Source organism: Kribbella endophytica (genome assembly GCF_054781295.1).
In genome coordinates this window covers 142105-154629 of the sequence record NZ_BAAGUR010000003.1, presented here as the reverse complement: position 1 = coordinate 154629, position 12525 = coordinate 142105, and the positions used below count along the sequence as shown (strand labels likewise).

11 protein-coding genes are annotated in these 12525 nt (G+C 67.8%); 9 read left to right on the top strand and 2 right to left on the bottom strand.

All coding sequences use genetic code 11. From position 1 onward, the window contains the following. Positions 1-16: 16 nt before the first annotated feature. The 3 genes from ACYVIO_RS27010 (at position 17) to ACYVIO_RS27000 (ending at position 2719) form a co-directional block, all read left to right on the top strand. Positions 17-946, top strand: coding sequence for a carbohydrate ABC transporter permease (locus ACYVIO_RS27010; RefSeq protein WP_460653707.1), 930 nt, complete (start codon positions 17-19; stop codon positions 944-946). After that, positions 946-1758 (top strand): carbohydrate ABC transporter permease, encoded by an 813-nt coding sequence (locus ACYVIO_RS27005; protein ID WP_460653706.1) that lies wholly within the window; start codon positions 946-948, stop codon positions 1756-1758. The genes ACYVIO_RS27010 and ACYVIO_RS27005 overlap by 1 nt, the downstream gene beginning before the upstream one ends. A gap of 76 nt (positions 1759-1834) precedes the next feature. Continuing rightward, on the top strand, positions 1835-2719 hold the full coding sequence (locus ACYVIO_RS27000) for a Gfo/Idh/MocA family protein (protein ID WP_460653705.1): 885 nt from the start codon (positions 1835-1837) through the stop codon (positions 2717-2719). Between the two features lie 314 nt (positions 2720-3033). Here the strand turns inward: ACYVIO_RS27000 and ACYVIO_RS26995 are convergent, their stop codons facing one another. Then, positions 3034-4131, bottom strand: coding sequence for a hypothetical protein (locus ACYVIO_RS26995; RefSeq protein ID WP_460653704.1), 1098 nt, complete (start codon positions 4129-4131; stop codon positions 3034-3036). A gap of 199 nt (positions 4132-4330) precedes the next feature. On the opposite strand from ACYVIO_RS26995, the gene ACYVIO_RS26990 reads away from it, so the two are divergent. Together ACYVIO_RS26990 and ACYVIO_RS26985 are read left to right on the top strand one after the other, a co-directional pair. Continuing rightward, positions 4331-6088 carry a bifunctional metallophosphatase/5'-nucleotidase gene (locus ACYVIO_RS26990; protein WP_460653703.1) on the top strand — a complete coding sequence of 586 codons (1758 nt, stop codon included), beginning with the start codon at positions 4331-4333 and terminating at the stop codon, positions 6086-6088. Between the two features lie 122 nt (positions 6089-6210). Then, positions 6211-7020, top strand: a complete 810-nt coding sequence (locus ACYVIO_RS26985) for a CPBP family intramembrane glutamic endopeptidase (protein WP_460653702.1) — start codon at positions 6211-6213, stop codon at positions 7018-7020. Here ACYVIO_RS26985 and ACYVIO_RS26980 read toward each other — a convergent pair. Next, a complete protein-coding gene (locus ACYVIO_RS26980) occupies positions 6980-8428 on the bottom strand; it encodes an FGGY-family carbohydrate kinase (RefSeq protein ID WP_460653701.1) in 1449 nt (482 codons plus the stop codon). The genes ACYVIO_RS26985 and ACYVIO_RS26980 overlap by 41 nt on opposite strands. A 90-nt stretch (positions 8429-8518) precedes the next feature. On the opposite strand from ACYVIO_RS26980, the gene ACYVIO_RS26975 reads away from it, so the two are divergent. Genes ACYVIO_RS26975 through ACYVIO_RS26960 form a run of 4 tightly spaced genes read left to right on the top strand, consistent with a single transcriptional unit; the run spans position 8519 to position 12507 of the window. Then, on the top strand, positions 8519-9412 hold the full coding sequence (locus ACYVIO_RS26975; protein ID WP_460653700.1) for a nucleoside hydrolase: 894 nt from the start codon (positions 8519-8521) through the stop codon (positions 9410-9412). After that, positions 9409-10698, top strand: a complete 1290-nt coding sequence (locus tag ACYVIO_RS26970; protein WP_460653699.1) for an ABC transporter substrate-binding protein — start codon at positions 9409-9411, stop codon at positions 10696-10698. The genes ACYVIO_RS26975 and ACYVIO_RS26970 overlap by 4 nt, the downstream gene beginning before the upstream one ends. A 4-nt stretch (positions 10699-10702) precedes the next feature. After that, the gene (locus ACYVIO_RS26965; RefSeq protein WP_460653698.1) at positions 10703-11614 is read left to right on the top strand and encodes a carbohydrate ABC transporter permease; all 912 of its coding nucleotides are present in this window, start codon (positions 10703-10705) and stop codon (positions 11612-11614) included. After that, positions 11611-12507, top strand: a complete 897-nt coding sequence (locus ACYVIO_RS26960) for a carbohydrate ABC transporter permease (RefSeq protein WP_460653697.1) — start codon at positions 11611-11613, stop codon at positions 12505-12507. Before ACYVIO_RS26965 ends, ACYVIO_RS26960 begins: the two co-directional genes overlap by 4 nt. Positions 12508-12525 lie beyond the last annotated feature (18 nt).

Below are 12525 nucleotides of genomic sequence, written 5' to 3'. Positions count from 1 at the left end.
CATGCGAGGAGCGATCATGGCCCTGGTCCTGACCGACCGCGCCCGTACGGCGGCCCGCCGTACGGACGACCGCGCCCGTACGGCGAGCCGCCGCCGGGAGGCGCTGGCCGGCTGGCTGTTCGTCGCGCCGACGCTGGTGATCTTCGCCGCGTTCAAGATCCTGCCCATCCTCGGTGCGGGGGCGATGAGCCTCACGACGTACCGGCTCAATGGCGAGGTCACCTTCACCGGCGGCGAGAACTACGCCGAGCTGGTGGCCGACGACGCGTTCTGGGCGAGTCTGCGGGTGTCGCTGGTGTACGCGGTGATCTTCGTGCCGCTGATCCTCGCGGTGTCACTGGCCGGCGCGGTGCTGCTCGACCGGCTGAAGCTGTTCGTCGGGCTGTTCCGGTCGCTGCTGTTCGTGCCGTACCTGACGTCGTTCGTGATGGCGGGCATCATCTGGACCTGGATCTTCGCCTCCGACGGGCCGATCAACGCGATGATCGCCAAGGCCGGCGGGCAACCGATCGGGTTCGTGACCGGTGACCAGCTGCTCGTGCTCGCCTCGCTCGCGGTGGTCGCGGTCTGGAAGGGCTTCGGGTACTCGATGCTGATCTTCCTCGCCGGGCTGAAGAGCCAGCCGGCCGAGATCCACGAGGCCGCGCGGATGGACGGCGCCGGGCCGTGGCGGGCGTTCTGGCAGATCACCTTCCCGATGCTGCGGCCGGTCACGTTCTTCGTGCTGGTGATCGAGACCATCGTCGCGTTCCAGGTGTTCGACACGATCTACGTGATGACCGGTGGCGGGCCGAACCGCGCGAGTCTGAGTCTCATCTACCTGCTGTACGACGAGGGCTTCAAGTTCTTCGACTTCGGGTACGCGTCCGCGATCGGGATCGTGCTGTTCGTCGTCGTACTGGCGCTGTCGCTGGTGCAGCGGCGGTTCGCCGGGAAGGAGCTGTGATGGCCGGCTCTCGACCTCAGGTCGTCCGGACGAGTGTGGTCGCGGCGCTGTCGCTGTTCACCGTCGTACCGCTGCTGTTCGTGATCGTGCTCGCGTTGTCGCCGGTCGACACCCCGACGATCCCGTACGCGTGGCCGCGGGCGTTGACCTTCGACAACCTGGCCAGGGTGTTCTCGGTCAGTGCCTTCCCGCGGTGGTTCCTGAACTCGTTGATCTATTCAACGGTCTCGGTGGTCGTCGTACTGCTGACGGCGGCAATGGCCGGGTACGCCCTGGCCCGCAAGCGGTTCCCGGGCGCGAACTTGGTGCTGTGGACAATCATCGCCACGCTGATGGTGCCGATGCAGGCGACGCTGATCCCGACGTTTGTGCTGATCTCGCGGCTGGGTGGAGTCGACACGCTGTGGGGGCTGATCCTGCCGACGCTGGCCAATGCGCAGGCGGTGTTCCTGATCCGCCAGTTCGTCAAGGACCTGCCCGACGACCTCTTCGACGCGGCGCGGATCGACGGCGCGGGGGAGTGGCGGACGTTCGCCGCGATCGTGCTGCCGCTGATCCGGCCGATCCTCGCGACGCTGGCGATCTTCGTGTTCCTGTGGCACTGGAACGACCTGCTCTGGCCGCTCGTCGTCGGCCAGTCGGAGGCGGCGCGGACGCTGACTGTTGGGCTGGCCTCGCTCAACACCGAGACCGCGTCGACGGCGAACGTGATGGCGGCGACTTTGGTGACGCTCGTGCCGTGCTTGGTGATCTTCGTCGTGCTGCAGCGGCACATCGTCGCGGGGATCATGTCGGGCGCGGTGAAGGGATGACGACCGTGCCGCTGGGCGCGGCTGTGCTCTTCCGGGGTGGTGAAGGGGCGGTTGTGCTGCTTCGGGGTGGTGAAGGATGACGGCTGTGCCGCTGCGGGCCGGGTTGATCGGGGTCGACTCGTCGCACGCGCCGTCGTTCACGGAGCTGCTCGGCGTACAGGTGTCTGGTGCTGTGGTGACGCACGCGTGGCGCGGTGAGGTCTCCGCAGACTTCCCGCCGTCCAGGGACCGCATCGACGCGGGGCATCAGCGGCTGATCGAGCTCGGGGTCGTCTTCTGCGACAGCCCGGAGGAGGTCGCGGCTGTCTGCGACGTCGTACTGATCGTTGCCTCGGACGCCCGCACGCATCCGGCGTACTTCGCCCGAGTAGTTGCCGCCGGCAAGCCTGTGTACGTCGACACCCGCTTCGCCCTCACCCGTGCCGACGCGCAGCACATGCTCGACCTGGCCGCGCAGTACGGCACCACCGTCCTGGCCGGCTCACCCAAACGCTTCACCCCGTCGTTCCGTACGGCGCTGGATGCTCTCCGCGGCCGTCAGATTGTCGACGTGAACCTGTCCGGTCCACTCCCCGAACAACCCGGCCATCCCGTCCTCGACTGGTACGGCGTCCACCTCGTCGACCTGGCCGTCGCCGCCCTAGGCCCCGGCTGCACCACGGTCGACGCCCGCCCCGATCACCCCGTCACCCTCACCTGGCCAGAAGGCCGCCAAGCAACCCTCACCGGCGACCCCACCTGGAGCCCCCTGACCGAGGGCACCCTCACCTGCGCCGACGCAACGGCGTCCAACTTCCACATCGAAGCCTCACCCGCCATGCTGACCGGCCTCCTGACCGCCCTGGTCACAGCGGCCCGAGCCAACCACCCAACCGTCCCCGCGGACCAGATCCTCGACATCGTCACCATCACCGAAGCAGCCCGAACCAGCCGCACGACATCCTCGGTCGTCACTCTCTAGCCGGGCCCCGCCTCAGCCAAAACCCTCAAGCCCGGGCGCCACCGCAGCTCTCCACCCCGGGTCCCCGAACAGCACTGAACGCCGGGCCCGAAGTCCGGCGCTCAGTGGGCGTGGTGGCCGGTGACTTCGCGGGAACACCGGCCACCACTACCTGCCATTTGATCAGATCTTCAACCCTTTGGGCACCAGCCACCCCCTGCACTTTCCTGCAACCAAACCACCCCTGCCCGTAGGAAAGTTCCGGCCACGACCCACGCAACCGGCTCCGTTCGTGGGAACTCGCTCCGATGCTTGCGGCTGGAGCTCTGACGCCGTCATCGGCGGCGAAGCTGAAGCATCGGGAAGTCCCGCCACAAATCATCCAGGAAGACCTGGGCTCGGTCTGGGCCGTAGACGTCTCTGGCGATCCACAGGGCGTCGACTACTGCTCTCAATGGGTCGTCATAGAAGAAGGTGGAGAAGATCGCGGTCGCCTGGCCGGCGAGGTCGGGGGTGTTGGTGTAGCCGCCGGCGGTGAAGCGGGCGCCTTCGGTGAGGGGTGGGTTGAAGGCTTCCACTGGGATCTGGAGGATCGACCACTTGTCCTCGTGGCCGTTCTCGAGGCGGTCGAGGGCTGCTGCGATCCAGTCGTACTGGATGAGGCCGGACTCGACGCACATGCTGCGGGTGATCCAGCGGGCGATGGCCCACTGGGTGTCCGGCGTCGCCGCGTCGGCGGCGTCCAGAAGGGGGCGGTAGTCGCTCGCCAGGTGGAACGCCTTCCAGATCTCCTGCAGGCGTTCGCTCGGGAGTGTTCCTCCCCACGCGGCCAGGTTTGCGGCCTGCTGCTCGTTCTCCCGTTGGCGTTCGCGCTCTTGCTGCTGTTCTGCGCGTTGTTCGGGTGTCGGGCGTGGCGGAGTTTCGCGGGCGAAGCCGTGCCAGTACGCCGCCTGCGCGCTGGTCTGCTTGAGGACGCGATCGGGCGCCGGGGGTGCCGGCCAGAACTGGAGTAGGTAGCGATCGACCAGTGGCTCGTCGTCCATTGGCCCTGCGGACTGGTGGCCGGTGTCCATGCCCCAGCCGGAGTAGCGGACGCGGTAGTCGATCGGGTCCAGCGCCAGCGGCCAGCGGCCTTCGCCGCCCCAGCCGTTGAGGGCGACCTCGCCGGCCGGCCGGTACGACGCTTCGACGATCTCCTCCCAGGTGTCGTCGAGTGGCGGTTCCTCGTCGTGGAGTTCGACGGCGAAGCCGACGTTGCCGGTGTGGAGGCCGGTGATCAGGAACAGCGTGCCGGGGACGGCGGCGCCGCAGAGGCCGTTCTGCTGGCCGCCGAAGCACTCGCTCAGCTCCGGCATCGGATCGTCGGAGCTCTCCACGTAGATCTGCGCGTAGGAGACCCAGGCGGGTCCGGTCATCAGGGTCTGCATCGGCACGAGCGGCACCGTACCGGCGCGAAAGGTCGCCGCGCGGGCCCACGGCGAGTCCAGATCAGCCCTGCGGCGGCGGCCCTGCACGCAGTCGACAGATTCCTGCGGAGTTTGCGGGATTGCCGTGAGGTAGTGACATCGCGTTCGGAATCGGGCAGTCTCCTGGTGCTGGTAAGTGCTTGCCCTCGCCCATTTGGAGACACTTATGCGCAGAGTTCGTTCGTTGGCCGCTGTGGTGGCGGTTGGTCTGGCCGCTGGAGCTTTGACTCAGCCGGCTGGTGCCGTGAGTACGCCGGTACCGGTGCAGTTGGTTTCGATTACTGACTTTCATGGGTATTTGCGGCCGCCTTCGGTGGCTGATGGGGGGACGATCGCCGGGCCGGACGGGGAGGCGATCGTGGTGGGTGGGGCGGCGTACCTGGCTACTCATCTGAAGGCGATTCGGGCTGGGAAGGACAACTCGGTCTTCTTCACCGACGGGGACAACTTCTCGGGGTGGCCGTTCGAGGTGGATGTGCATGCGGACGAGCCGACCGTTGAGGTGCTGAACGCGCTCGGGGTCGAGTTCTCGTCGGTGGGGAACCACGAGCTCGACGTGTCGAAGAGCTTTCTGGTGGATCACATGGAGAAGGGGAAGTGTTTCGGGAGGGTCGGGGTGGACAGTTGCTTCACCGACTCCACGGGCCGCAGGTTCCGGGGCGCCGACTTCGCGTTCCAGTCGGCGAACATCGTGGACCGGCGCGGGAAGACGATCGTCGCGCCGTACACGATTCGGTGGGTGCGGGATCACGGCAGGTCGTACCCGGTCGGGTTCATCGGGATGACCGTGCCGGACACGCCGGTCGGCTCCACGTCGTACCAGCCGGAACTGCGGGCGCTCGACCCGGTCGCGGCGGCGGATGCGGCGGCGGCGGAGCTGACGAGGCGCGGGGTGAAGGCGATCGTGCTCAACCTGCACGACGGTGGGACGGACGCGTCGGCGACGTACGACAACTGCGTGAACCCGACAGGCCCCGCGATCGATCTCGCGCGGCAGGTCAGTCCGGCGATCGACGCGATCGTCACCGGGCACTGGCACGCGGCGTTCAACTGCTCGCTGCCGGACCCGGCGGGCAATCCGCGGCCGGTCGTCGAGGCGGCGAACCACGGACGCCTGATCAACGAGATCAACCTGCAGCTCGACCGGCGGACCGGCGAGGTGTTGCGGCCGGCAACGACCTCGGTCAATCACGCGGTCACCCGGGACGTCGCCCCGGACCCGAAGATCCAGAAGATCGTCGACTACTGGACGGCCGCGGGGGATCGCAAGTACGCCGAGCCCGTCGCGACGATCACCGGCGACTTCACCCGTACGCCGAACGCCGCCGGTGAGAGCACCTTCGCCGACCTGGCCGCTGATGTGCATCTGTGGACCGCGCGCCGGAACGGCCCCGCCGACCTAGGCCTGATCGCCGCTCAGCCCGCGGTCGGAAGTACGGCGCTGCGCGGCGACCTGCTGGTTGCGCAAAGCAACAAGTCCAATGACGCACCCGGCCGGGTCCTGCTCGGCGAGTCCTGGGACGCCTACGGCTACGGCAACCCGGTCCTCACCGTCAGCCTCACCGGCGCGCAGTTGGACGCCGTACTCGAGCAGCAGTGGCAGCCGCAGCCCAACGGCACCGTGAAGTTCGTACCCTTAGCCGTCTCCGGCAACACGAGCTACGTGTACGACGCCAGCCGGCCAATCGGCGACCGCGTCGCGCCGGCTGACGTCCGGATCAACGGCGCCGCGCTCGACCCGGCCAAGACCTACCGCGTCGCCGCGCTGGCCTACACAGTGATCGGCGCCGACGGCTACCCGGCCTTCAAGGCCGCGACCAACCCGGTACGTAACAACACCGACCACGAGACCTTCGCCGACTACCTGAGGTCCCACCGCACTCTCACTCCGGCACCCCTGACCCGAGTCACCTCCCGCGGGTAGAAGCCGGCCGATCCATGGTGGGTCTAGCACCACCATGGATCGGCGGGCTGGGCCCCTGATCGAACGGCCGAAATGCCGCCAGGATTCAGGCATGAGTTCGACGAGAGACTTGGCTGGGGGCCGTGGTGGCGACGACTGAGGCCGTGGCGGTTGGCGACGAGAGGATGCTGCAGCGACGGGTGCCGTTGTTCTTCTGGATCTGCCTGGCGCTGACCTGGGTGCCGTGGGCGGTGCTCGGGCTGACCGGCGCGAACGTCGACGAAGGGGTCGGGTCGCTGGTCTTCGGACTGGCGGCGAGCGGGCCTTCGCTGGCCGCGTTGGTGATGTGGCTCCGGTATCGGGGGAGCGATCGGATGCCCCGGCAGGTCACCTGGTCGTGGCATTGGCCCATCGCCGCGGTGGTCCTCGGGGCTGCTCCGCCGATCGTGGCGGCGCTGCTCCTGGGGGTCGACGGCATTCCGCAGCACGCTTCGTCGGTAATCGCCGGTGCTGGCGGCCCGCTCGGAGCATTGGCGTACACGTTGCTCGCCGGGCCGGTGGCCGAGGAGTTCGGGTGGCGGGGATACCTGCAGCCGAGGCTTCGGCGGTTCTACAGCCGGCTCGCGGTGACCGGCATCATCGGTGTCGCGTGGGGACTGTGGCACGTGCCGCTGTTCTTCCTCGAGGGCACCGGCCAGTACGACAAGGGGCTGGTCAGCCTGGAAGGCCTGCTGTTCTTCCTGGGCCTGTTCCCGCTGACCTTCACCATCCTGTTCGTCTCCGAGCGACTCCGCGGCGGGGTCTGGGCGGCGATCCTCCTGCACGCAGCCTGGAACCTGACCGAGGAACTGGTCCCGGCCCTCAGCTCGACCGGCCTGTGGCTGGAGTTCTTCCTGACCACGCTGATCGCCGTCAGCGTCGGCCTGTACTGGCGCCGCTCGCCCCAGCTGTGACGGAGGCGACCGCCGCGGCCCACTCGGCGCGGCGGTCGTCGCGCGCGGCGCCGTCGATGGCCGGCTCGAAGGTTCGGTACGTACGGCGTTCCGCCCAACCGGTTGGTTGCCCCAGAGCGGCCCAGGCGAGTTCCGCGGCGCCGAGGGCGGAGAGCTCGGGAACGTCGGCGACCTCGACCGGATGGCCGAGGAGGTCAGCCTGGGTCTGCATCAGGAGCGTGGAGACGGTGCCGCCGCCGTCGGCGCGCAGGCGCTGCAGGACCGGAAGCGTCTCGGTGATGTCGCAGATCTGATGAGCGACCGCATCCACCGCAGCGCGCGCAATGTGGGCCCGCGTGGTCGAGCTGCCCATGCCGGCCAGCGCCGCCCGCGCCTCGCGATCCCAGTGCGGAGCCCCTAGCCCGGCAAAGGCCGGGACCAACGTGACGCCCTCAGCAGAAGACACCGTCGAGGCGAGCTCCACCAGAGCACCGACATCAGCAAGCCCCAGCAGCGAAGCGGTCCACGCGAGAGCAGCACCCGACGAGACGATGTTGCCCTCGAGCGCGTACGTCGGACGCTCGGTCAGCCACGCCAGCGTGCACCCGTCCGCCGCGAAGGACTCGACCGGAGTCATCACCGACGAGCCGGTCCCGTACGTCGCCTTCACCAGGCCGGCGCGCACACAGCCCTGCCCGTACATCGCAGCGTGCGAGTCGGCCAGCACCGAGACGATCGGGATGCCGTCGCGGAGCCCGGGGACGCCGGAGGTCATGCCGAAGCCCGCGTTCGAGGATCGGACCTCGGGGAGAACCGACAACGGAATGTCGAAGGCCTCCAGCAGTTCGGCGGACCACCCGAGTTCGCGGATGTCGTAGAGCAGAGTGCGTGAGGCATTGCCCGCCTCGATCAGGTGCTCTCGGCCACCAGTGAGTCGGTCGACGAGCCACGAGTCGATCGTTCCGACTTGGTTCGCGGGCGAGTGCGTCAGCAACCACCGCAGCTTCGGCGCCGAGAACATCGCGTCCACCCGGAGTCCGGTACGACGGCGTACGAGCTCGTCGACGCCGGCAGGCAACGCGGAGCACCACGACGACGTACGGACGTCCTGCCAACCGATCGCCGGACCAGCGGCCGCGCCGGTACTGCGGTCCCAGGCGACGACCGATTCGCGCTGGGTCGACAGCGCGATGCCGACGACGTCGGCCGACGTCAACGGGATCGCGGACACCACGCTGGCCCACAGATCGTTGGCGTCCTGCTCGACCCATCCCGCTCGTGGTGTCGACAAACCGACCGGCACCGTACGGCGCGCCAGCACGGCACCGGACTCGTCGACCAGCACCGCCTTGGTGTTGGTCGTGCCCTGGTCGATCGCGAGCACCGCACTGACCATCCGGCCGACCTCCCACAGTCCGACAACTTTCAACCGAGCTCTTGACGGGACTCTAGCGTCGTGGCGACACTCATGGCGACAGGCTATGCACTAGTGAATTTCTATTCAAAGAAGGTGGCAGCCGTGAAGCCGAGCCGACGCCGGGTGATCATCGACACCGACGCCAAGAACGAGGCCGACGACCAGTTCGCGATCGTGCACGGGCTGTTGTCGCCGACCTTCGACGTGCGGGGCCTGATCGCCGCCCACTTCGGCACCCGGCGGTCGGACCGCAGCATGGAGGAGTCCCGCGAGGAGATCGACCTGCTGCTGGACCTGATGGACCTGACCGGCAAGGTCCCGGTCGCGAACGGGGCGCCGACCGGTATCCCGGACGAGCAGACCCCGCTGGACTCGCCCGGCGCCCAGTTGATCATCGAGGAGTCGAAGCTGGCCTCGAAGGACGATCCGCTGTTCGTCTCGTTCCTCGGCCCACTGACCAACATGGCGTCGGCGATCCTGCTCGACCCCGACATCGTGAACCGCGACGTCGTGGTGATCTGGATCGGGGGCCGCGGGTACAACGGCTACACGTCGTACCCGGGCATGGAGTTCAACCTGTCCAACGACATCCACGCCGCGAACGTCGTGTTCGGCTCGGGGATGACGGTCTGGCAGGTGACCAGCGATGTCTACACCAAGGTTTCGGTCAGTTACGCCGAGCTCGACGAGAAGATCGGCGACGCCGGTCCGCTCGGCAAGTACCTGATCGAGCAGTTGCACGAGTGGAACGCGATCCACCACGGCGAGCCCATCGAGTCCCGCTCCCTCGGCGACTCGCCCGCGATCGCGCTGATGCTCTTCCCCCGCAGCGGGGACCTGCGGGTCCAGCCGGCGCCGCGCTTCGGCGTCGACGGCTGGTACCTGCCCGGCACCGACAACCCGATCCACGTCTGCGAACAGATCGACGTCCGCTTCCTGCTGGAGGACATGTTCGCCAAGATCCGCCGCTTCGCCCGCCAAAGGAGCCAGTCATGACCTACACCCGCCGGGGATTCCTCGGCCTCACCTCCGCCGCCGCGCTCGGCGCCGGGCTGTCCGCCTGCACCGGCGCCGGTACGACGTCCGGCGGCGGCGACACGGCCGCGGCCTCGAACAACCTGCGCCTGTTCACCTACGAGGACGACTCGACGATCGGCCTGCTGAAGGCCCAGGTGAAGAAGTTCGACGAGCAGAACGGGACGACGACCACCGTCGACAGCCTGCCCGGTTCGGGTGCGGCCGTGTACCCGGACAAGCTGCGCACCGAGCTGCTCGGCGGCAAGGGCCCGGACGTCTGGCGGATCTGGGGCGGCCAGATCGGCAGCCCGTTCGCGAAGGCGAAGCAGGCGCTCGACCTGTCGCCGTACTACTCGAAGTACGGCTGGGACTCGAAGATCAACACCGCGGCGATCAGCGGGATGACCTTCGACGGCGTGAAGACCGGCGTCCCGTTCATCGCGCTCGGGATCGGTGCCTGGTACAACAAGTCGCTGTTCGCCAAGGCCGGCGTGAGTGCCCCGCCGACCACGTACGCCGAGCTGGAGACGCTCAACGAGAAGCTCGTCGCGGTCGGTGTCACGCCGCTCGCGACCGGTGGCAAGTACGGCTGGCACGTGATGCGGCTGTTCGAGTACCTGCTCGAGCACACCGCCGGGCCGGAGCTGCACGACAAGCTGCTGACCGGCGCCGAGAGCTGGGACCGGCCCGAGGTGGTCGAGGCATTCGCGCTGTTCAAGAAATGGCAGGACAAGAAGTGGCTGCCGCAGGGCGCGCTCGGGCTCGACCCGGCCGACATCGAGCCCGGGTACGTGCAGGGCAAGACGGCGTACACGATCACCGGTCCGTGGACCGAGGCGCAGGCGATCCTGTCGGCCAAGAAGCCGTCCACCGCGTTCGGGACCTTCGAGCTGCCGACCGACCAGAAGCCGGCCCGGCACTCGGGCTTCGTCGAGGGTTACATGATCAACGCCAAGTCCGGCAACGCCGACAAGGCCGCGGCGCTGATCGACTTCATTCTCCAGCCCGAGGCCCAGAAGGCGATGCAGATCACCGCCTCGACGGTGAAGGGCGCCGAGCCGGACCCGAAGGCGCTGCCGCTGGCGGCCGAGTGGTCGCAGAAGTACGCGGTCAACCCGTTCTACACGATCCAGGACCAGGCCTTCCCGAAGAAGGAGGCCGATCAGTACTTCAGCGTGCAGAGCGATCTGCTGCAGGGATCCGTGACGCCCGAGGCCGCGGCCAAGAAGATGCAGGAGATCGTCTCCGCCTGGGCCAAGGGCTGATTCCGTGGCCGTCGTCGCGCTGTCCAAGCCCGCCTCGGTGAAGCCCGGCAAGGGCGGTCGCTGGTCGCCCTGGCTGTTCGCCCTGCCCGCGGTGATCGTGTACGTCGGGTTCCTGGTGTACCCGGCGATCTCGTCCCTGTTCTTCAGCCTGACCAACTGGGACGGCCTGAGCGCGACGTACGACTTCGTCGGTCTGGACAACTACACCAAGCTGGCGAGCGACCCGGTCGTGGGCACCGCGGTCCGGAACAACCTGATCTGGACCGTGGTGACGATCGCCGTCCCGACCGTCGTCGGCCTGGCGTTGGCGATCGCACTGAACGGCAAGGTGCACGGCAAACCGATCCTGCGGCTGATCTTCTACACGCCGGCCGTGCTGCCGCTGGTGTCGATCGCGAGCATCTGGGGCTGGCTCTACAACCCGCAGTACGGCGCGATCAACTCGGCGCTGAAGATGATCGGGCTCGACGGCCTGGCGCAACCGTGGCTCGGCCAGGACTCGACCGCACTGTGGGCCGTGATGGTGCCGGCGATCTGGTTGCGCACAGGCTTTCCGATGCTGCTCTACCTGGCCGCCCTGCAAGGGATTCCGAACGAGCTGTACGAGGCGGCGACCGTCGATGGTGCGGGCCGATGGCAACAGTTCTGGCACATCACGATGCCGAGCCTCAGACCGGCGCACTACATCGTGCTCGCGCTGTCGCTGATCGACTCGTTCAAGGTCTTCGACATGATCTACGCGATGACGTACGGCGGGCCTGGTACGTCGACGCAGGTGATGGGGACGTGGATGTACTTCAACGTCTTCCAGTACTACCAAGCCGGGTACGGCACCGCGATCGCGGTCGTGATCACGCTCGTAGCCGTTGCCGTCGGCATCCCGTACGTCCGCTCGCAGACGAAGGAGGCGACATGACCTCGATCGCACCGGTCCGGGTCGAGCCGCCGCTCGTCACCGAGGAGACCGCGCCGTCGAACAAGCCGCCGCGAGGCCGCAAAGGCCTGGTCATCACGCTGGTGCTCGCGGTGGCGGCGATCTTCTGGATCTCGCCGCTGGCGCTGCTGGTGATCACCGCGGTCCGGCCGCTGGCGGACTTCGTCGGCAACGGGCCGCTGTCGTGGCCGGACCAGTTCACCTGGTCGAACTTCAGCGACGCGTGGGGGATCGGCAACTTCGCCACGACGTACAAGAACAGCGCGTTGCTGGCGCTGATCAAGGTGCCGCTCGGCGTGCTGATCTCGGCGATGCTCGGGTTCGCGCTGGCCAAGCTGCGGATGAAGTTCCGCAAGACGGTGATGTTCACCGTGTTCCTCGGGCTGACCATCCCGATCTACATCGCGATCGTGCCGGTCTTCATCATGCTGCGCTCGGCGGGCGCGACCGACAGCCTGTTCGGGCTGATCGGGCCGTACCTGGCCTTCGGCATCCCGTTCGAGGTGCTGGTGCTGCAGTCGTTCTTCCGGCAGATCCCGGACGAGATCATCGAGGCGGCCAAGGTCGACGGCGCCGGCGACTGGCGGGTGTTCTTCACGATGATCCTGCCGCTGTCGCTGCCGGCCCTGGTGACGGTCGCGATCCTCGACGCGGTCGCGACCTGGAACGAGTTCCTGTTCGCGCTGATCCTGCTCAACTCCGACGCGAACAAGACCATCCCGGTCGGCCTGCTGAACTTCCAGGGCCAGTTCGCCAACAACAACACCGGTCTGGCGGCGGGCATCCTGATCGCCGTCGTCCCGATCCTGATCGCGTACACCTTGCTCCAGCGCTGGATCGTCGGCGGCCTGACCGCCGGCGCCACCAAGGGCTGACCAACATATGGAGGAGAA